Source organism: Flavobacterium sp. W22_SRS_FP1 (assembly GCF_052113685.1).
In the GTDB taxonomy this organism is placed as follows: Bacteria; Bacteroidota; Bacteroidia; order Flavobacteriales; family Flavobacteriaceae; genus Flavobacterium.
Map to the genome: position 1 here is coordinate 1 of NZ_JBGQOE010000002.1, position 20,401 is coordinate 20,401.

Genomic DNA, 20,401 nt, shown 5'->3' on the forward strand with positions numbered 1-20,401 from the left:
GAAAAAAGGAGCAAAAAACTATAGTTTTCTACTCCTTTTTATTAACAATTAATTCCTAAAAAGACTTTTTCAGTGCCCTCATTTTTACTGAAGCGGTCTTTTACTGTTTTAATTCTATTTATTACAAATCAAACTTTATTCCTTGTGATAAAGGTAAACTTGTAGTATAGTTAATGGTATTGGTTTGTCTTCTCATATACACTTTCCATGCATCAGAACCAGACTCACGTCCACCACCCGTTTCTTTTTCTCCTCCAAAAGCACCACCAATTTCAGCACCCGAAGTTCCGATGTTTACATTGGCAATCCCACAATCTGAACCTGTAACAGATAAGAATAATTCTGCTTCACGCAAGTTATTCGTCATGATCGCAGAAGACAATCCTTGTGCCACACCGTTTTGAATTGCAATAGCATCTTCTACCGTTCCTGAATATTTCAACAAATACAATACTGGAGCAAAAGTCTCGTGTTGTACGATTTCGAATGTGTTGTCTGCCTCAGCAATTGCCGGTTTCACGTAACAACCACTTTCATAACCTTCACCGGATAGAACGCCACCTTCAACAAGGATTTTTCCTCCTTCGGCAACTACTTTTTCTAAAGCCTTGTTGTACATTTCCACTGCGTGCTTGTCGATTAGCGGACCAACATGGTTATTTTCGTCCAATGGGTTTCCTATTCGTAATTGTTTGTAGGCTGAAACAATCGCCTCTTTTACTTTATCGTAAATACTTTCGTGAATAATCAAACGACGAGTTGAAGTACAACGTTGTCCCGCTGTTCCTACCGCTCCAAAAACAGAACCAATAACCGTCATTTTTATATCAGCATCTGGAGTTACAATGATTGCATTGTTTCCACCTAATTCTAATAATGATTTACCCAAACGGCTAGCAACGGTTTGTGCTACAATTTTCCCCATACGAGTAGAACCTGTTGCAGAAATTAAAGGAACTCGTTTATCGCTAGTCATCATTTCTCCCACTTTATAATCTCCGTTTATCAAACAAGAAATTCCTTCTGGAAGGTTATTTTCTTTAATTACTTCAGCAATTATATTCTGACAGGCAATTCCACATAAAGGTGTTTTTTCAGATGGTTTCCAAACGCAAACATCGCCACAAATCCACGCTAAAGCTGTATTCCAAGCCCAAACCGCAACTGGAAAATTGAACGCAGAAATGATTCCAACAGTTCCCATTGGGTGGTATTGCTCGTACATTCTATGTCCTGGACGTTCAGAATGCATCGTTAATCCGTGCAATTGGCGAGAAAGTCCCACTGCAAAATCACAGATGTCGATCATTTCCTGAACTTCGCCATATCCTTCTTGTAATGATTTCCCCATTTCATAAGAAACCAATTTCCCAAGAGCCTCCTTGTTTTTACGTAATTTCTCTCCAAACTGACGCACAATTTCACCACGTTGTGGCGCTGGCATCGTTTTGAATGTTTTGAAAGCTTCTGTCGCCGTTTGCATTACCTTTTCGTAATCAGCAGCCGTTGAAGTTCTCACTTTAGCTATCAATTGTCCATCGACAGGAGAATAACTTTCTAAGATTTCTCCATTTGAAAAATGATTTAAACCTGTTGATGTACCTTCATTTATGTCTTTTATGCCCAACTGAGCCAAAGCCTCTTTCATTCCGAATTGATTTGCTATTGTCGTCATTGTAACTTTTTTAGTTAAAATTGTTATATTTTTTGTAAAGATATTATTTCGAGTTGAATTTCAATTCAATTAAATTGTTAAAGTCTAATAGAAATTAGGGCAATTTGATGATTTACAATTGATTTAGCAAATAAAAGCCTCTATTTCAAAAGAAGAAACTAATTTTATAGACTAAAGAACAATTCCAAATTCGAAAGCATGACCATTTATAAAAAACTCTGTATTTGCCTCCTTTTACTATCCCTGCCCCTATTTTCCCAAAAGATACAAAAATCGGCTTTCCAAATTGTGCCTTTGGGTGTAAAAGGCGGTATTGATGAAAAAAATCTTTCTGCATATTTGCTGCCCCTTCAAACACAACCGATTTTATTTGTCTTGATGCAGGAACGATACATGCTGAAATTGATAGAGCGATAGAAAACAATGTGTTCAAAATTTCATCTGAAGCTGTTTTAAAAAAATACATTAAAGGCTATTTAATATCCCATGCGCACTTAGATCATGTTGCAGGTTTGATTATAAATTCGCCTGCTGATTCTTCAAAAACTATTTACGCAATTACTAGTTGTATGGAAATGATGCAAAAACATTATTTTAATGGGGAAACTTGGGCGAATTTTGGAGATAAGGGAAATGGTTATCTGATAAAAAAATATCACTATCAAATATTGAATCCTGAAGAAGAAACTCCAATCACAAATACAACGATGACCGTAAAAGCATTTCCGCTAAGTCATGTCAACCCTTTTGAAAGTACCGCTTTTTTGATAAAAAACACAGATGCTTATGCTTTGTATCTGGGAGATACCGGATCCGATACTACTGAAAAAAGCGATAAACTGCATTTGCTATGGACTGCCATTGCACCACTAATCAAAAACAAGCAATTAAAGGGAATCTTCATCGAGGTTTCCTTTCCAAACGAGCAAGAGGACGCACAATTATATGGACATTTGACGCCCAATTATTTGCTAAAAGAACTCCATTCCTTAAGTGAACTTACAGGGAAAAATGCTTTAAAAGGTTTTAAGATCATCATCACTCATATGAAACCCCCAGCTGAAAATTTTCTAAAAATTAAAGCGCAGTTAAAAAGACAAAATGATTTGGGTCTGGAATTCATTTTTCCCGAACAAGGCAAGCGATTTGAACTGTAATTGATAATACTACTAATCCCTAGCCCCGGTGGAAGCGGCATCTCCTGATTTAGAAAAACAAGGCTTTTTTTAAGCCTTATTTTTCTAAATCAGGAATACAGCGAATGACGGGAAATAGCTCCTAAAAACTATTTCTTAGCAACAAATCGTGTGTCAACTTCCATAACTGTACCGCATTTATCACAGGTTCTTAATTCTTCGGAAGCATAGAAATATTCAAAATGAGGTAAGAAATCTTTTTCGATATTATGTAGCTCAAAATATACCTCGTGCAATTTATGGTTGCAATTATCGCAATACCAAAGCAAGCCGTCCGTAAATCCCTTTCCTGCCCTTTTACGTTCAATCACCAAACCAATCGAGCCTTCGGAACGAACTGGGGAATGCGGCATTTTTGCTTGATGGAGGTACATATCACCCGGATGGAGTTCGAGTTCTTTTCGTTCTCCCTCATCCTGTACAATCACTTTGATGGAACCCTCTAGCTGATAAAATAATTCTTCGGTTTCATTGTAGTGATAATCTTTTCGCGCATTAGGACCCGCAACAATCATAACAATATAATCCCCAGAATCGATATACAAATTTTTGTTACCCACGGGTGGCTTCAATAAGTGACGGTTTTCATCAATCCATTTATTCAGGTTAAAAGGTGCTATTATGGCCATCTTTGTCAAGTTAATTAGTTTATGAATTGCTAAGTTACTAAAAAGGCACTAGTCCTTGAGTTTATAAATCAATAAAGTATAGTCCAGATTTTTGAGGTAAACTCTACTACATTTCCTTGATTAGATAGATATAAACTGGGAAATGGTCACTAAAACCAACTTCCGTTGCAGAATGCCGCTTTGGATAGCCTTTATATTGGCCGGATGTCTGTATTAAAAAAGACTTGTTGTAAATACCGGCTTTCCAATAGCGAAAAGAATTGAAGTTATTTTGAATTAGCGATTGCGACACCATAATTTGGTCAAAAATATCCCATGAATCGCGGTAGGCAATGGTTCCCAAACCTTTTTTGGCCATTTCCTCGAATGGATTGTAAACGCCTAACTGAAACACATCCGCCTTAATGGCTTTGGCACCCAGCGCCAGTTTTATGCTTTTATTAAAAGGGCCGTCATTTAAATCTCCCAGCGTAATCACTTTCGCTTCTGGATTGATCCGTTGTAAGGAATCGATTATTTTTCGGTTCAATGTCCCCGCCGCTTCTCTAAATGGACTGGACTTTTTTTCACCACCGGAACGGGAAGGCCAGTGGTTGACAATGATATTAATTTCCTCCCCATCCAGAAAACCAGTGACAAGAAGTTGGTCCCTGGTAAATACGCGATTATTCTGGTCACTCACTTCCAAATTATCATCTGTTCTATCGCTGGACTCCACTTTTGTGAGCGCTTTTGTTGGCACTTCCTTTCGATATACTATCAAAGGAATATTACTGTACGTAGTGGGCCGGAAATATTTCTTCTGATACAATAAGGCCACATCAATACCTCGTTTATCAGGGGAATCAAAATGGATAATTCCATATTCTTTGTTAATGAGTTTAGGCTCTTTAATCAAGTCCTCCAATACGCCCCTGTTTTCAATTTCGGAACAACCTATAAAAGTGGGAGAATTGCTGTTTTCAGAAGAACCAATTTCGAGCAAAACTCTGGACAAGTTTTGTAATTTTTGATGGTACTTTTTAGAAGTCCAATGCTGCGCCCCTTTTGGTGTCCATTCATCATCATTAGTATTAGGATCATTGATGGTGTCAAAAAGATTTTCGAAATTATAGAATGCTATTGTATGGATAGCATAATTTTTTTGCTGAGCAAAAGTCTTTGTTAATGGCAAGAACAAAATAAACAAAGGAAACAATCGTAAAATTCTCATATCTGGCATATTAAAAATAGACTCTCAATAGGAAATACTTCAAAACTTATGCTAATTCCTAGTAAAAATACTTCATTTGATTAACAAACTCCAATTTATTTTCAATTTGCTTATCTTTGTTTTCGTCTATTAAATAGACCGCAATCATATCATTAAATAAGGAAAAGAAAAACATGTATATTAATCGATTTTCGTTTATAAAAAGTAGGTTTCAATTATCTAAATTCTTGTTTATCCTTTTTATTTTGCAATCATATAACAGCCAAGCTAATACACCAATGACTACACCAGCTATTTTACAAAAAGGAGATACCATTGCCATTTTGGCTACAGCCAGAAAAAACGTTGACGACAATCTTAAACCAGCAATTGATTTATTGCACAGTTGGGGTCTTGAAGTTATCATTGGTAATACGATCGGATTAGATGACAACCAATTGGCCGGAACTGATGAGCAAAGAGCCGCTGATTTTCAGCAACAACTAGACAACCCAAATATCAAAGGAATTTGGTGCGTAAAAGGGGGATATGGTACGGTCAGAATTATCGATTTATTAGATTTTACCCAATTTAAACAAAATCCAAAATGGATTATCGGATTTAGTGACATTACCGTATTGCACAATCATTTGAATACCATGGGATTCAAATCCATACACGGAATCATGCCTATAAGTATCACAAGGGCATCTACGGAAGCAATTGAAAGCTTGAAACTTGCGTTATTTGGAGGCCAATTGACTTATCAAATCGCTCCGGACGAGATGAATCGAGTGGGCACTGCAACGGGGGAATTAGTAGGCGGAAACTTATCTATTCTTTACAGCTTATTGGGATCGCCATCGGCTATCGATTGCAATGATAAAATCTTGTTTATAGAGGATCTTGATGAATATCTTTATCATATTGACCGCATGATGATGAATTTAAAACGCAACGGTTGCTTAGAAAGCATAAAAGGAATAATCGTGGGGTCGATGTCAAAAATGAAGGACAATGATATTCCCTGGGGGAAAAATGCCGTTCAAATAATAGAAGATGTCACAAAAGCATATAACATTCCAATCTTATATAGTTTTCCGGCGGGACATATTCATGATAATAGAGCCCTGATTCTGGGCAGTAAAGTATCCATGAATGTGGGTAAATATAGTTCAAGCGTTATTTTTGAATAATACAGAGGATAATCACTTTAAGATTGCCCATTTATAAAGACGCATACTGCAATTGAAAACTCAACACTATCTTCATGGCTGAACACAACGAATTAGGAAAACTGGGGGAAGAATTAGCTGTAGAGTACCTGCAGAAGAACGGCTATGCTATTTTAGAAACCAACTGGACTTTCCAAAAGGCCGAAATAGATATTATTGCTAAAAAAGAAAACATTCTTGCCGTTGTTGAAGTCAAAACTCGATCTTCTTTAGATTTTGGTCTACCTCAGGATTTTGTTAAAACCAAAAAAATACAACTACTTGTAAAAGCGGTAGATGCTTATGTAAACGAGAGAAATTTAGACATTGATGTCCGTTTTGATATCATCGCAATCCATAAAGAAAGTAAATCGTTTGCAATTGAACACCTTATCGATGCCTTTTATCATTTTTAAGTATTTTTTTAGATGTTGTATTTGTAACAAATTGTTTTTTATTTATATTTGCAGTGATTTTTAACACACAAACTAAACAAGCTTGTTGTTCTTACCAAACACAAATATCTTAAAATTATGAAAACGGTCTCTTCAATAGTAGAAAATTACATCAAAACAAAGCCCTTTTTATTAAATGCATTGTCACTTGGTATTATCAATCTGACTTCATTATCTAGAAATATCATGACCGAATTGGAAAGTGAATTTGGGAAAGAAGTCAAACAAGGTGCTGTTGTAATGGCTTTAAAGAGACTAACGGAAGAACTTGATTTTAGACTAAACCACAAAATCAATAAAGTAATAAAAAACATTGGCGAAATTACCGTTCGCTCTTCTCTGACTGATTATACTTTTGCAGTTTCAGACACTGTCTTAAACAAGCAAGCTGAATTAATATCAGACATCAATGCCTTTCCAGATGTTTTTTATACATCATCCAGAGGGGTAAATGAAATCAACATTGTGGTAAGCAAAAGCGTAAACGACTTAGTTGACAAGCATTTTGTTAATGAAAAACTAATTCAAAAACTAGATGATTTAGCCTCAATTACTGTTAAATTACCAAAAGAAAATATTGTCGTACCTGGAATCTATTATTTCATTTTTCAACGTTTAGCTTGGGAAGGAATTATCATTAATGAAGTGATTTCAACTTCCAATGAATTTACCATATTAGTGAGCGAAGATCAGGTAGATGTTGCTTTCAAAGTAATTAAGGATTTAAAGATGTAATAATAATCGATAACGACTTAAAAAGTCTGTTCTTGAGATAATAAATTCAAAAAAAGCTTCCAATCTTACTGAGATTGGAAGCTTTTTTATTTGTCTTAAAATGGACATTAGTATTTATAGCTTAAACCATTTATGAGCTAAGATTCATCTCGAAAAACCAAATAGATGATTATTTTTCTACTCCACCAAGCAATTCCATCATTTCCAACGCCTTTCTGGTGGATTTTACATTATCAAAAGTCAACAATAAACGCAAGCCATTCTTGGTTTCTTTTTCCTTTATTTTACAAATCGAACTGTGTTTTTGAACAAAATGCATGACAGCCATAAACCGATTCGACTTGTAGTAGTCGGATTGCTGATTGGACACAAAATAACCTATCATCTTGCCCTGTTTCATCACTAGTCTCTCGATTCCCAAACGACTGGCAATCCATTTGATACGAATGCTATTCATTAGGGCGATAGCTCTAGGTGGCATAGGACCAAATCTATCTATCAATTTTTTCTGGAAAAGCTGTAATTCTTGTTCATTTTTCACACTGGCCAGTTCATTGTACAAACTCAATCGCTCCGTAACATTATTGATGTATTCATCAGAAAACAACAACTCAAAATCAGTGTCGATCTGAAGGTCTTTCACGTATTCTTTGGTTTCTATATCATTCTCAGCCGGATACAAATCTTTGAATTCGGTTTCTTTCAATTCCTCAATAGCTTCGTTCAATATCTTTTGGTAGGTATCAAAACCTATTTCATTGATAAATCCACTTTGTTCCCCTCCCAGTAAATCTCCGGCACCACGAATCTCAAGGTCTTTCATTGCTATATTGAATCCGCTACCCAGTTCGCTAAATTGCTCCAACGCCTGGATTCGTTTTCGTGCATCATCAGTCATGGCCGAATATGGTGGACAGATAAAATAACAAAAGGCTTTTTTATTGCTTCGCCCCACCCTGCCTCGCATTTGATGCAAATCAGACAAACCGAAATTATTGGCATTATTAATGAAAATCGTGTTGGCATTAGGAACATCTAATCCGCTTTCGATAATGGTAGTTGCCACCAAAACATCAAACTCTCCGTTCATAAAGGCCAGCATTAACTCTTCGAGCTTTTTGCCTTCCATCTGTCCGTGGCCGATTCCCACTCTTGCATTGGGTACCAATCTCTGAATCATTCCAGCCACTTCCTTAATATTCTCAATGCGGTTGTTAATAAAGAAAACCTGTCCGTTTCGCTGAATTTCATAAGAAATCGCATCTCGGATCAACTCTTCACTAAAACCAACCACATTTGTATCTATAGGATATCGATTAGGCGGCGCCGTAGTAATTACAGATAAATCTCTTGCTGCCATTAAGGAGAATTGCAATGTTCTTGGAATTGGCGTTGCAGTCAAAGTCAAGGTGTCAACATTGGCTGCTATTGTTTTTAATTTGTCTTTTACATTAACCCCAAACTTCTGCTCTTCGTCCACGATCAACAATCCCAGATCTTTGAAGACTACATTTTTATTTACTAACTGGTGCGTTCCGATCACAATATCGAGTTTTCCCTCGGCTAATAACTTCAGAGTTTCCGCCTTTTGCTTAGCCGTTCTAAATCGGTTTAAATAGCCAATAGAAACGGGCATGTCTTTCAATCGCTCCGTGAAAGTTCGGTAATGTTGGTACGCTAATATAGTGGTTGGCACCAGAATGGCAACTTGTTTGCTATTGTCAACGGCTTTAAAGGCCGCTCGAATTGCCACCTCGGTTTTACCAAAGCCAACATCACCGCACACCAAGCGATCCATTGGTCGGTCGCTTTCCATATCGGCCTTCACCTCCTGAGTTGATTTGGTTTGGTCTGGCGTATCTTCATATATAAATGAGCTTTCCAATTCGTTTTGCAGGTAACTGTCTGGTGCGAAGCGGAATCCTTTGTCTAATCTTCTTTTGGCGTACAGCTGTATCAAATTGAATGCAACATGCTTAACTCTTGCTTTGGTCTTTTGTTTTAAAACTTTCCAGGCATTCGAACCCAATTTATAAATCTTGGGAGCCGCTCCGTCTTTGCCGGCGTATTTCGAAATCTTATGCAGCGAATGAATACTGACATAAACAATGTCATTATCTGCATATACAAGCTTTATGGCTTCTTGTGTTCTATTCTCTACCTGTATTTTCTGAAGTCCTCCAAAGCGACCTATTCCATGGTCTATATGGGTGACATAATCACCAACCGACAGTGTCGTGAGTTCTTTTAGAGTGATGTTTTGCTTTTTCGAATAGCTATTCTTGATGCTAAATTTATGATAGCGCTCAAAAATCTGGTGATCTGTGTAACAAGTAATTTGATTTTCCTCATCAATAAAACCTTGGTATAAAGGCAAAACAACGGTGTTGTATTGTTTTCGAATATTCTCCGAATTTGCTTCGTCTAGGGTTTGAAAAATATCATGAAAACGTTTTGCCTGATTTTCATTTGAGCAAAATAAATAGTTTTTATATCCGTTAAAATGATTCTCATTCAGGTTATTCAACAACAGGTCAAATTGTTTGTTAAATGACGGTTGCGGCTGAATGTAGAATTCGAATTTTTTAACTATTTTAAATATAGGTTTAGAACTCAGCTCCACAATCGAAAAGTCTAATGCTCTTTTAATGAAAGTGCGTTGATTTAGAAACAACTGATCTGGAGTCGCGTGTTTTATATCTTTGGACAGTTTTTCAAAAGCTTCTTCTGCTCTTGCAAACTGCTTGTCTAATTGCGATAAAAAACCTTCCGTGTTCTGGATGAAAATCACAGTTTTCTCTGAGATGTAATCTAGGAAACTTTCCCTGTTCTCCTGAAAAATCTTGTTTTCCACGTTGGGAATTATCGTGATTTTTTTCTTGATTTCTATGGACAATTGCGTCCCTACGTCAAAACTTCGAATACTATCCACCTCGTTACCAAAAAACTCTATGCGGTATGGGTTCTCATTTGAAAATGAAAAAACATCAACTATACCTCCTCGAACCGAAAACTCACCTGGTTCAGTAATAAAATCAACTCTTTTGAATTCATATTCAAATAAAACCTCATTGATGAAATCAATAGAAATTTTATCTCCAACAGAAACTTTTAAAGTGTTTTTATCCAAGTCCTTGCGCGTAACTACTTTTTCAAATAGCGCTTCCGGATAGCTAACAATAACCGCCGGTTTTTTGCGAGAATTTATTCTGTTGAGCACTTCGGCTCGTAGCAATACATTGGCATTATCCGTATCCTCTATTTGGTATGGACGGCGATAGGAGCCCGGATAAAACAGCACATCTTGTTCTCCGATCATCTGTTCTAAATCGTTCAAATAATAAGCTGCCTCCTCCTTATCGTTTAAAATAATTAAAAAAGGACGTTCCCCTTTTTTAAATAAAGCTCGAATAATAAATGATACTGCAGACCCCAACAAACCGTCGAGATGTATTTTTAATGGATTTGATTCCGCCAAGCGCTCCACGATTTGCTGAACTTTAGGAGAATTATCGTATGTATTATATAAGGCTGTTTTACTCAATGCGAGGCGTATTTGGGTCGGTAAGTATATTCTGATTTGGCGTATTTGGAATTGCTCTTGAAGCATCCATCATCTTCATTAGTTCAGACTCTCCCTCTTCAATAGGTATTTTACTTTTTTCAGTAATTTTATCCATTTGCCTTTGTAAGGATGACAATTCATTATTGATTTCTGCAATCATATGGACTACTTTTTTATCTGGAATATTGTCCAGATGAATATATAAATCCAGCAAGCGCACTTTTGTAATCAAGGTCGAAATCCTACTTTTAATCTGAGGTTTGTTGTACTGAAAAGGTGTATTATCATTCAATGCCATTGCTTTTTTGGAAATGGCTGTAGATTTTTGTTGAAAAGCTCCAATAGTTTTTTTAGGCTTGATGGCCAGTTCAGCCAAAAATAAGCGCAACTCATTCCAAGTAGCCATACTTGCCTCTGAAGTGGTGTTAATAGGGGTGTCATAAAACACCCATCCTTTGCTTATATTTGAAAAAATGACTTCCTTTTTTTGGGCATCTTTTTCATTTTCGACTAAGCGTTTTTGATCATTATTTTTACATGACGAAAGCAAAATAATCAGAAAAATAGAACAGGATAATTTGTATTTCATTGTACTTGCATTGAAGCGCAAAGTTACAAAGTAAATTTATAATTACAGATTGGAAAAGACAAATTACAATTGAACGCTAAACACTACTTTTTCAGCATCAAATATGCTAAAAAACAGGAGTAAAGTTATGATTTTAGACGTTTCTGTATCGTATTTACAATCTTTCTCCTGCAGCTCTAGAATGTTTACGAAAACGTTACCTTAGCATTTCTAAAACTATTGAAAATGAGGACAAAAATATTGATTATTGGCGCTTGTGGTCAAATTGGAACCGAGTTAACCCATTCATTGAGAAAAATATACGGAACCGAAAATGTTATCGCTTCCGACATCCGTAAACTGAACAATAGCGTTGTCAACTCAGGACCTTTTGAGGTAATAAATGCCTTAGATTTCAATCAGATCGAACATCTTGTAGAAGTGCATAATATTGACGAAATCTATTTGATGGCGGCATTACTATCAGCTACAGCTGAAAAAAACCCTGCTTTCGCCTGGGATTTAAATATGAATTCTCTTTTTCACGTTTTAAATTTGGCTAAAGCCAAAAAAATAAAAAAAATATTTTGGCCTTCTAGTATTGCAGTGTTCGGACCTACAACTCCTAAAGAAAACACACCACAATACACAATTATGGAACCGTCAACCGTATACGGAATAAGTAAACAGTCTGGCGAAAGATGGTGCGAATACTACCATAATATTTTTGGCGTGGATGTGCGAAGTATTCGTTATCCTGGTTTAATCAGCTATTCTTCACCTCCTGGTGGCGGAACGACAGATTATGCCGTTGATATTTTTTACAAAGCACTTTCTGACAAAAAATACGAATGCTTCATCTCCTCCGAAACTAAAATGCCCATGATGTATATGGACGATGCGATTGCTGCAACGATTCAAATCATGCAAGCACCAGAAGAAGAAATCAAAATTCACTCTTCATACAATCTGGCTGCAATGAGTTTTACACCTACAGAAATTGCCGCAGAAGTCAAGAAACACATTCCAGAATTTACCATTACTTACGTACCTGACTTTCGTCAAAAAATTGCTAATAGCTGGCCTGCTAGTATCGATGACCATCAAGCTAGGGAAGATTGGGGATGGAATCATAAATTTGATTTAGAGAGCATGACCAAAGATATGTTAGAGAATTTAAGTAAATTAGAAGAAATATAAAAAACAAAAAAAGTCTGGCTTTGAAGCCAGACTTTTTTTATCCTCAATAAGATGTTACTTAACCTCGTAAACATTATTAGCCTGTTTCATATCAGCCATTAATACACTTGGGGCGATGGTGGTTTTCTTGATCGTACTTCTGCCTTAAGGATGGTAAAATCATAGTCGGATGCTGCCGAATTATTTTTAATCTATAATTCCGTTTTTTTTCAACATTTCGTTTAACTGTTTCCTGTCACCCTCTGATTTAACATCTAATAAATCTCGACTTTTTCCGCTTTCTAATACTAAAAAATACTTTTTCCTGCCTGAAAAAACCCGTTCACTCAGTCCTTTGATTTGATTAACCGGTATTTTTTCTGAAACTGATCTGTTGAATATAAAATGATATAGAAACACAAGAGAGACGATTCCTAGTACCAACCATATTACAGTAACAAAGCCAAAATTCGAAGCACTTATATCATATAGATTTAAAATGGAATTCGTTAACGTTAGAATCATGAAGAATTTCATTAGAAAAAAGTGGCTTTTCAATCCATCTTTAATCTCAATAGTTTTATCGACTTCGTTATAATTAATATTCATACATCCGAACTAAGTAGTTTAATAAATCTTTAGTTTCTATAAACATTATTCGCTTGGTTGACATCAGCCATTAATCCACTCGGGTCAATGGTTATTTTTTTTATGCTACTTTTTGCTTTAGCGATAGTAAAATCATAATTAGATGCTGCCCAAGCCCAATCACTTAAAACAGTTCTTTTTATCGCTGGATAAGGATTTTCTTTCTCGTAGCTCATCATTCGTAAAGGCAGGTAAAAACTTTCCATTGTTCCATCGGTATATTCTACTAACAAATCAATTGGCATTGGCATTCTACCTATTCTTTCCAAACTTACTGTAGTTTGATCTCCGTTCTCAGTTACCGCTTTGATACCATAATCAATTGTGTTCAAAGTCTGCGTCCAATCTACCAAATACCAATCCAAATTAGCCCCAGAAACACGTTCTGCGCTTCGTTTAATGTCATTAGGCGCAGGGTGTTTAAATTTGAAATCGTTGTAATATCTTTTAATTGTTTCTGCAAGCTTCTCCTCACCAATAACGTATCGCAATTGAGACAAGAAAATACTTCCCTTAACATAAGAAGAAATACTATAGGGCCTGTTTTCCTCATAACGATCACCATGTGTAGTTTGCGGTTGCTCTTTTCCAGAATTTACTAAATTGTAGTATGCTTTGTAATTTCCTTCGAAAGGATTAGTGACTTTTTTGCCAGAAAATTCATTTTCTGCTAAATCAGAAATATAGCTAGTAAAACCCTCATCCATCCATGGATGTTTAGACTCATTTGATGCCAACACATGTTGGAACCAAGAATGTCCCAATTCATGCGTAGCCGTTCCAAAAATCCCTTCAAGACTTCCGTTTCCTAGCATCAATGTACTCATGGCATATTCCATTCCGCCATCTCCACCTTGGATAAATGAATATTGCTTGTACGGGTAGTTCCCAATATTTTTATTGAAAAAATCCATTACATTGACCATCATAGGCTCCAATTTCTTCCAATTTTCAATAGTTTTCGGATAGTTTTTATAGAGGAAGTGTAAGTCAACATCGTTTGGTCCTTTTACGATATCGTGCATGTAATTTTTATCGGCAGCCCAAGCAAAATCATGAACCACTGGCGCTACAAAATGCCAGGTCAACATTTTCATTTTCTTAGGATAGTTTACGTTAACACCGGCGTCTTCGTATCCGTGTCCTATTTCGTTAGGGTTTTGCAGATATCCTGAACCTCCTAAAGTGTACTCTTTATCGATGGTAATATTTACGTCAAAATCTCCCCAAACACCGTGAAACTCTCTAGCGATATAGGGATCGGCATGCCAACCTTCAAAATCAAATTCGGCCATCTTTGGATACCATTGCGTCATAGACAACTCAACTCCTTCAGAATTATTTCTACCCGAACGGCGAATTTGTAACGGAACTTGTCCTTCAAAATCGAGAGTAAATGTTGTTTTGGTGTGAGGTAAAATTGGATTTACTAAATCAACGATAAGAATTGTCCCTACCGTTTTTGCAGCAGCGTCAACACCATCTTGTTTGAAATTACTAATCTTTAAGTAGCCAATCTCATTGGGTTTTAAACTTTCAATTCGGCTTACTTTAACCTCTTTACCATCTACAACTACTTTATTCACCATCCTTCCATCAGGGTCTTTGATACTATGCAATCTTGCGTCCATCTCGCTCCCCGGCTGGAAAGCATTATTAAACAGATGATAATATACTTTTTTCAAGGTGTCAGCAGAATTATTGGTGTAAACCAATTCCTGTGTTCCCTTGTATTGATAGTTATTCACATCCATAGTAACGTCCATTTTGTAATCAACGCGTTGTTGCCAATAGCTGTTACTTTGTGCATAAACTGACCCAAAACTGAGCGTGATAATTGAAAGTAAAAGAAGTTTTCTCATAGTATTTAAATAAAAAATGGAAGGACTAGCGTCCCTCCATTAGGTTAGTATGCATTCTATTTATTTTTTTGACATTTTATCTGCCATAAGCAAAGCGTTATACGCATTCACTATTTTTCCTGATTTGGACAAGTTAGTAAAAGAACGACTGTCTTTTGGATTACCTCCTACAATAACATCGGTAGAAATTAATACTCCTGAATCCATCAAGATGTGTTTCACTTGAGATGCCGATAATTTTGGATAATAAGAACGTATGATAGCAGCGACACCGGCTACATTTGGCGATGCCATTGAAGTCCCTTGTAAATACTTATAAGTATTCTCTGGAGTCGTTGCATAGATTTTCACCCCTGGTGCAAAAACATCTACATTGACTTTTCCAATATTTGAGAAACGAGCAACCACTTTATCCCCATATTCAAAATTTAAAGCTCCAATAGTAATCATATTATCAGCGAATTCTGTTATTTTGTCATCAGAATCATTCGGGTAATTATTGAAACTATCGATGTCTTTAGCATCATTTCCCGCTGCATGAACAATTAATACGTCTTTCTTTTCGGCATATTTAATAGCATCGTAAACCCATTGTTTATGTGGTGAAAAGCTTTTTCCGAAACTTCCATTAATCACTTTCGCCCCATTATCAACTGCATAACGAATTCCAAGTGCGATGTCCTTATCATACTCATCACCGTCTGGAACAGCACGAACAGTTAAGATTTCGACATTGTTGGCAATTCCGTCGCCTCCAATATTGTTGTTTCTAACTTGAGCGACGATTCCTGCAACGTGAGTTCCGTGAAGAATTTTTTCCTTGTCTGGTCCCATTACGTTGTTGTTCCCGTATTTTGTGTCGTTAATATCGTTCGGGTTATCGCCAACTACTTCTCTGTAATTCTGTTTAAGATTATCACCATTAAGAACAGAGATCATACCGTCAATATCGCCTTGAATTGCATCTTCTAACTCTACAACACTCATCCCGTAAGAGAGCATTCTTTGCATGACTACTTTACTTTCCATTACAGGCGCGTCTTTCGATTCAACTGCGTTCAACTCTTCGATAGTATAAATTGCTTTACCTAATTCTTTAGCTATTTGTTCATCCGCAGTAGTTGTTGCTATAATCATTTGCTCCAATCTAACTTTTCCCTGATTAGCTTCAGCTATTTTGTCGTCATTTGTCTTTTTAGCTTCTAAATAAGTAACTTCATCTACTAGATCTTTATTTTTGATGATTCTTTCGTACTCCAAATTCTCCTTGGTAATATCTCCAAGAAAATTCCAGCCGTGAATATCATCAATGTAACCGTTGTTATCGTCATCTATTCCGTTTCCAGGAATCTCCTTAGCATTCGTCCACACAACTGACTTCAGGTCTTCGTGCTCAATATCAACGCCAGAGTCAACTATACCTACGATTACCTTTACTCCTTGTCTCCCCTTCAACAATTCAGTATAAGCCTTGTCAACGCTCATTCCCGGAATTGTGTCTTTTACGATATCTAAATGACTCCAACGTTTTAATTCATTTTCTTCCAATGGCGCCGTTTTCTTAACGTTTAAAGGCGCGGAAATTGCGGTTAAAGAACTAAAACTTGAAACTTGTTTTTGAGCTCCACATCCTGCTAAAACCAAAATGGCAAAAGCAGAAAAGCAAATGGGTTTGATGCTATTCATTTGATGTTTAATTTATGTTTTTAAATATTTGTCTAAAGTAACTTATTTTGTTAAAGTAAGAATAGGATTAACACTAAGTTAATATTTGTTCGGCTGTAAAAACTTCTTTTAATCGAACGCCTTTCTCCGTGTGTTGCACCGTTACAATTTCATTGTGCGCATCATGCTCCAAAAACAAATAGTAATTATTGTCTGCAGCGGCTTTCAAAAATTTAGTTTTTTCTGGCATCGTCAATAAGGGTCTCGTATCATAACCCATAACGTATGGCACAGGAATATGGCCGGCTGTAGCCAATAAATCAGCACAAAAAACGATAGTTTTATCTTTATATTGAATGTGTGGAATCATCTGTTTATCAGTATGACCGTCTGCAAAGAAAATATCAAAACCCAACTCTGATTTTTCTAAGAAATCCTCTTCAGGTCTGTTTATGAAGTTCAGCTGTCCGCTTTCCTGCATTGGTAGAATGTTTTCGGAAAGGAAAGAGGCTTTCTCTCTAGGATTAGGTTTTGTCGCCCATTCCCAATGGCTTTCATTGCTCCAGAATTTAGCGTTTTTAAAAGCGGGTTCATATCCCGTTTTGTCGTTGTTCCATTGCACACTTCCTCCGCAATGGTCAAAATGCAAATGCGTCATAAAAACATCGGTAACATCGTCACGATGAAAACCGTATTTAGCTAAGGACTTATCCATGGAGTGGGATCCCCAAAGTGAATAATAGCCAAAAAACTTTTCAGATTGCTTGTTGCCCATCCCGGTGTCTATCAAAGTTAATCGATTGCCATCTTCTATGAGCAAGCATCTTGCAGCAATATCGATTAAGTTATTTTCGTCTGCTGGATTAGTTCTGCTCCAGATTGTTTTGGGCACGACACCAAACATTGCGCCACCATCAAGTTTAAAATTGCCGGTTTCAATAGGATATAGTTTCATTTTTTTGAATTGAAAGATTAAAAAATTAGAGAGTTGAAGGATTGGGTTTTCTATAAAAAACCTAGACGGAATCTTTTAATTTCTTTATAATAAACCGCAATTTATGAAAATTGATCTGCTTTAAAAGGAATCATATAGACTTTTTCTATTTTATCATTTGTTATAAAAAGGTTATCTGCTATGCTAAAACATTTATATATACTATCTTTGTCGTTAATTTAGACAAAATCAAAATAACAATGATACAAGTTTCAGAAACTGCCAAAAAGAAAATCATCGATTTGATGAAAGAAGATGGCTTTGATGCTGCGGTCGACTACGTTAGGGTTGGTGTAAAAAGCGGTGGATGCTCAGGTTTGTCTTATGACTTAAAGTTCGATAAAACCAAAGGAGAGGACGATAAAATATTCATAGACAACGATATAACAATTGCAGTAGAAAAAAAATCTTTCCTTTATTTAGCTGGAACCATACTAGAATTTTCTGGCGGAATAAACGGAAAAGGATTTGTTTTCAATAATCCAAATGCAAGTAGAACCTGCGGCTGCGGCGAGAGTTTCTCTTTGTAAAATAACTAAATAAAAAAATATGTCAAAATATACCGAAGACGACTTAAAACTCGAACTCGAAACTAAAGAATACGAGTACGGGTTTTACACCCAACTAGAATCAGATACTTTTCCAATTGGTTTAAACGAGGATATTGTTCGTGCTATTTCCAATAGAAAAGGAGAACCTCAATGGATGACCGATTGGCGTATTGAGTCTTTTCGTGCATGGGAACAAATGACAGAACCAGAATGGGCAAATGTGCATTATGCAAAACCTGATTTTCAAGCTATTTCCTATTATTCAGCTCCAAAAGCGGTAGATCCTAATAAAACATTAGACGATGTAGATCCAGAACTTTTAGAAATGTATAAAAAGTTAGGAATCTCTGTTGATGAGCAAAAGATGATGAATAATGTAGCTATGGACATTGTCGTTGACTCCGTCTCAGTAGCGACAACATTCAAGAAATCACTAGGTGAAAAAGGAATCATCTTTATGAGTATTTCTGATGCCATCAAAGAGCATCCAGAATTAGTTCGTAAATATTTAGGCACAGTAATTCCACAAAAAGATAATTTCTATGCTGCTCTGAACTCGGCTGTATTCTCTGATGGTTCTTTCTGCTATATTCCAAAAGGAGTTCGTTGCCCAATGGAACTTTCGACTTACTTTAGAATAAATCAAGCAGGAACAGGACAATTTGAAAGAACATTATTAATCGCAGACGAAGGCAGTTACGTATCATACCTAGAAGGCTGTACAGCGCCAAGTCGTGACGAAAACCAATTGCACGCAGCTGTAGTTGAACTAATCGCATTGGACGATGCCGAAATCAAGTATTCAACGGTACAAAACTGGTATCCCGGAAACAAAGAAGGTAAAGGCGGAGTTTTTAATTTTGTGACCAAAAGAGGAATTTGCGAGAAAAATGCAAAAATCTCTTGGACACAAGTTGAAACTGGTTCTGCTGTAACCTGGAAATATCCATCTGTTATTCTAAAAGGGGATAACTCAGTTGGAGAATTTTACTCTATAGCTGTAACAACAAATTTCCAACAAGCTGATACGGGAACAAAAATGATCCACCTTGGTAAAAACACTAAATCAACTATTATTTCTAAAGGTGTTTCTGCAGGAAAATCACATAATAGTTATAGAGGTTTAGTAAGAGTTGGCGCTAATGCTGAAAATGCAAGGAACTTTTCACAATGCGATTCTCTCTTAATGGGGAATAATTGTAGTGCTAATACCTTTCCATACATCGAAAGCAAAAATCCAACAGCCAAAATTGAACACGAAGCTACAACTAGCAAAATTGGAGAAGACCAAGTTTTTTATTGCAACCAACGTGGTATTCCAACTGAAAAAGCGATTGCTTTAATTGTTAATGGTTTCAGCAAAGAAGTTCTGAACAAGTTGCCAATGGAATTCGCTGTAGAAGCACAAAAATTATTAGAAATTTCCTTAGAAGGTTCGGTAGGATAAGCTTATTAAGACATTATAAAAAAATACATTTATGTTATCAATAAAAAATTTACACGCCTCAATCGATGGCAAAGAAATATTAAAAGGAATCAATCTTGAAGTAAAAGCAGGAGAAATTCACGCAATAATGGGACCCAATGGTGCCGGAAAAAGCACACTTGCTTCAATCATTGCAGGAAACGAAAACTATGAAGTGACTGAAGGAGAAATCTCTTTAGAAGGCGAAGATTTACGTGAGCTAGCGCCAGAAGAAAGAGCACATAAAGGTGTTTTCTTGTCGTTTCAATATCCGGTGGAGATACCAGGAGTTTCGGTGACTAATTTCGTAAAAACCGCCATCAACGAAACTCGTAAAGCACAAGGGCTAGAGGATATGCCCGCTAACGAAATGCTAAAAGTGCTTCGTGAGAAATCAGAATTACTGGAAATTGACAGAAAGTTTCTTTCTCGTTCCCTAAACGAAGGTTTTTCTGGTGGAGAGAAAAAACGTAATGAAATATTCCAAATGGCGATGTTGGAACCAAAATTGGCTATTCTTGATGAAACCGACTCTGGACTTGATATCGATGCATTACGTATCGTGGCTAACGGAGTTAACAAATTAAAAAGCGACAAAAACGCTATTGTAGTAATTACTCACTACCAACGTTTATTGGATTATATCGTTCCAGATTTTGTACACGTTCTTCTCAATGGAAAAATTGTGAAATCTGGAGACGCTTCTTTGGCTTTAGAGCTAGAAGAAAAAGGATACGACTGGATCAAACAAGAACAAGAAGCTTAAATTAGTTAACAGTTTTTAGTTAGCAGTTTTCAGAACTTATAA

General features: G+C 36.4%; 18 protein-coding genes. 9 read left to right on the forward strand and 9 right to left on the reverse strand.

Going from position 1 to position 20,401, the window contains the following annotated elements:
* Positions 1–121: 121 nt before the first annotated feature.
* Entirely contained in the window at positions 122–1,675 is a 1,554-nt protein-coding gene (gene amaB / locus ACEN2H_RS01325; protein WP_441729684.1) for an L-piperidine-6-carboxylate dehydrogenase, read from the reverse strand.
* 198 nt (positions 1,676–1,873) lie between these two features.
* Between amaB and ACEN2H_RS01330 the strand changes: the two genes are divergently transcribed.
* A complete protein-coding gene (locus ACEN2H_RS01330; protein ID WP_441729685.1) occupies positions 1,874–2,092 on the forward strand; it encodes a hypothetical protein in 219 nt (72 codons plus the stop codon).
* 8 nt (positions 2,093–2,100) lie between these two features.
* Complete coding sequence (locus ACEN2H_RS01335) at positions 2,101–2,832, forward strand: MBL fold metallo-hydrolase (RefSeq protein ID WP_441729686.1); 732 nt, start codon at positions 2,101–2,103, stop codon at positions 2,830–2,832.
* A gap of 128 nt (positions 2,833–2,960) precedes the next feature.
* Here the strand turns inward: ACEN2H_RS01335 and ACEN2H_RS01340 are convergent, their stop codons facing one another.
* Together ACEN2H_RS01340 and ACEN2H_RS01345 are read right to left on the reverse strand one after the other, a co-directional pair.
* Positions 2,961–3,500: a 3-hydroxyanthranilate 3,4-dioxygenase gene (locus ACEN2H_RS01340; RefSeq protein WP_441729687.1), complete on the reverse strand. Its 540-nt coding sequence runs from the start codon at positions 3,498–3,500 to the stop codon at positions 2,961–2,963.
* A 106-nt stretch (positions 3,501–3,606) separates the two neighbouring features.
* Complete coding sequence (locus tag ACEN2H_RS01345; RefSeq protein ID WP_441729688.1) at positions 3,607–4,713, reverse strand: endonuclease/exonuclease/phosphatase family protein; 1,107 nt, start codon at positions 4,711–4,713, stop codon at positions 3,607–3,609.
* 278 nt (positions 4,714–4,991) lie between these two features.
* Here ACEN2H_RS01345 and ACEN2H_RS01350 point away from each other — a divergent pair, with 278 nt between their 5' ends.
* The 3 genes from ACEN2H_RS01350 to ACEN2H_RS01360 all read left to right on the forward strand — a co-directional run bounded on the left by ACEN2H_RS01350 (position 4,992) and on the right by ACEN2H_RS01360 (position 7,096).
* Complete coding sequence (locus ACEN2H_RS01350; RefSeq protein ID WP_441730109.1) at positions 4,992–5,888, forward strand: S66 peptidase family protein; 897 nt, start codon at positions 4,992–4,994, stop codon at positions 5,886–5,888.
* A 74-nt stretch (positions 5,889–5,962) separates the two neighbouring features.
* Entirely contained in the window at positions 5,963–6,322 is a 360-nt protein-coding gene (locus ACEN2H_RS01355) for a YraN family protein (RefSeq protein WP_441729689.1), read from the forward strand.
* 117 nt (positions 6,323–6,439) lie between these two features.
* Positions 6,440–7,096, forward strand: a complete 657-nt coding sequence (locus ACEN2H_RS01360; RefSeq protein ID WP_441729690.1) for an aspartate kinase — start codon at positions 6,440–6,442, stop codon at positions 7,094–7,096.
* A gap of 169 nt (positions 7,097–7,265) precedes the next feature.
* On the opposite strand, the gene mfd is transcribed toward ACEN2H_RS01360, so the two are convergent.
* Entirely contained in the window at positions 7,266–10,640 is a 3,375-nt protein-coding gene (gene mfd, locus ACEN2H_RS01365) for a transcription-repair coupling factor (RefSeq protein ID WP_441729691.1), read from the reverse strand.
* Positions 10,633–11,250: a hypothetical protein gene (locus ACEN2H_RS01370; RefSeq protein WP_441729692.1), complete on the reverse strand. Its 618-nt coding sequence runs from the start codon at positions 11,248–11,250 to the stop codon at positions 10,633–10,635. Before ACEN2H_RS01370 ends, mfd begins: the two co-directional genes overlap by 8 nt.
* A 225-nt stretch (positions 11,251–11,475) precedes the next feature.
* On the opposite strand from ACEN2H_RS01370, the gene ACEN2H_RS01375 reads away from it, so the two are divergent.
* On the forward strand, positions 11,476–12,429 hold the full coding sequence (locus tag ACEN2H_RS01375) for an L-threonine 3-dehydrogenase (protein WP_441729693.1): 954 nt from the start codon (positions 11,476–11,478) through the stop codon (positions 12,427–12,429).
* A 186-nt stretch (positions 12,430–12,615) separates the two neighbouring features.
* On the opposite strand, the gene ACEN2H_RS01380 is transcribed toward ACEN2H_RS01375, so the two are convergent.
* From ACEN2H_RS01380 to ACEN2H_RS01395, 4 genes are all read right to left on the reverse strand, one after another.
* Positions 12,616–13,017 (reverse strand): hypothetical protein, encoded by a 402-nt coding sequence (locus tag ACEN2H_RS01380; protein ID WP_441729694.1) that lies wholly within the window; start codon positions 13,015–13,017, stop codon positions 12,616–12,618.
* A gap of 29 nt (positions 13,018–13,046) precedes the next feature.
* Positions 13,047–14,918 carry a M1 family metallopeptidase gene (locus ACEN2H_RS01385; protein ID WP_441729695.1) on the reverse strand — a complete coding sequence of 624 codons (1,872 nt, stop codon included), beginning with the start codon at positions 14,916–14,918 and terminating at the stop codon, positions 13,047–13,049.
* Positions 14,919–14,978: 60 nt separating this feature from the next.
* Positions 14,979–16,604, reverse strand: coding sequence for a S8 family peptidase (locus ACEN2H_RS01390; protein ID WP_441729696.1), 1,626 nt, complete (start codon positions 16,602–16,604; stop codon positions 14,979–14,981).
* Between the two features lie 73 nt (positions 16,605–16,677).
* Entirely contained in the window at positions 16,678–17,538 is an 861-nt protein-coding gene (locus ACEN2H_RS01395) for an MBL fold metallo-hydrolase (protein ID WP_441729697.1), read from the reverse strand.
* A gap of 239 nt (positions 17,539–17,777) precedes the next feature.
* Between ACEN2H_RS01395 and ACEN2H_RS01400 the strand changes: the two genes are divergently transcribed.
* From ACEN2H_RS01400 to sufC, 3 genes are read left to right on the forward strand one after another with little or no spacing between them, the layout of a single operon-like run.
* Positions 17,778–18,107: a HesB/IscA family protein gene (locus ACEN2H_RS01400; protein ID WP_441729698.1), complete on the forward strand. Its 330-nt coding sequence runs from the start codon at positions 17,778–17,780 to the stop codon at positions 18,105–18,107.
* Between the two features lie 19 nt (positions 18,108–18,126).
* Positions 18,127–19,575, forward strand: a complete 1,449-nt coding sequence (gene sufB, locus ACEN2H_RS01405) for a Fe-S cluster assembly protein SufB (protein WP_441729699.1) — start codon at positions 18,127–18,129, stop codon at positions 19,573–19,575.
* 31 nt (positions 19,576–19,606) lie between these two features.
* Positions 19,607–20,359, forward strand: a complete 753-nt coding sequence (gene sufC, locus ACEN2H_RS01410) for a Fe-S cluster assembly ATPase SufC (protein WP_441729700.1) — start codon at positions 19,607–19,609, stop codon at positions 20,357–20,359.
* Positions 20,360–20,401 lie beyond the last annotated feature (42 nt).

Excerpts from the sequence above, each read along its gene's own strand:
- amaB (WP_441729684.1), bottom strand. The coding sequence starts at position 1,675 with ATGACGACAATAGCAAATCAATTCGGAATGAAAGAGGCTTTGGCTCAG.
- ACEN2H_RS01330 (WP_441729685.1), top strand. The coding sequence starts at position 1,874 with ATGACCATTTATAAAAAACTCTGTATTTGCCTCCTTTTACTATCCCTG.
- ACEN2H_RS01340 (WP_441729687.1), bottom strand. The coding sequence starts at position 3,500 with ATGGCCATAATAGCACCTTTTAACCTGAATAAATGGATTGATGAAAAC.
- ACEN2H_RS01345 (WP_441729688.1), bottom strand. The coding sequence starts at position 4,713 with ATGAGAATTTTACGATTGTTTCCTTTGTTTATTTTGTTCTTGCCATTA.
- ACEN2H_RS01350 (WP_441730109.1), top strand. The coding sequence starts at position 4,992 with ATGACTACACCAGCTATTTTACAAAAAGGAGATACCATTGCCATTTTG.
- ACEN2H_RS01355 (WP_441729689.1), top strand. The coding sequence starts at position 5,963 with ATGGCTGAACACAACGAATTAGGAAAACTGGGGGAAGAATTAGCTGTA.
- ACEN2H_RS01360 (WP_441729690.1), top strand. The coding sequence starts at position 6,440 with ATGAAAACGGTCTCTTCAATAGTAGAAAATTACATCAAAACAAAGCCC.
- ACEN2H_RS01370 (WP_441729692.1), bottom strand. The coding sequence starts at position 11,250 with ATGAAATACAAATTATCCTGTTCTATTTTTCTGATTATTTTGCTTTCG.
- ACEN2H_RS01375 (WP_441729693.1), top strand. The coding sequence starts at position 11,476 with ATGAGGACAAAAATATTGATTATTGGCGCTTGTGGTCAAATTGGAACC.
- ACEN2H_RS01380 (WP_441729694.1), bottom strand. The coding sequence starts at position 13,017 with ATGAATATTAATTATAACGAAGTCGATAAAACTATTGAGATTAAAGAT.
- ACEN2H_RS01385 (WP_441729695.1), bottom strand. The coding sequence starts at position 14,918 with ATGAGAAAACTTCTTTTACTTTCAATTATCACGCTCAGTTTTGGGTCA.
- ACEN2H_RS01390 (WP_441729696.1), bottom strand. The coding sequence starts at position 16,604 with ATGAATAGCATCAAACCCATTTGCTTTTCTGCTTTTGCCATTTTGGTT.
- ACEN2H_RS01395 (WP_441729697.1), bottom strand. The coding sequence starts at position 17,538 with ATGAAACTATATCCTATTGAAACCGGCAATTTTAAACTTGATGGTGGC.
- ACEN2H_RS01400 (WP_441729698.1), top strand. The coding sequence starts at position 17,778 with ATGATACAAGTTTCAGAAACTGCCAAAAAGAAAATCATCGATTTGATG.
- sufB (WP_441729699.1), top strand. The coding sequence starts at position 18,127 with ATGTCAAAATATACCGAAGACGACTTAAAACTCGAACTCGAAACTAAA.
- sufC (WP_441729700.1), top strand. The coding sequence starts at position 19,607 with ATGTTATCAATAAAAAATTTACACGCCTCAATCGATGGCAAAGAAATA.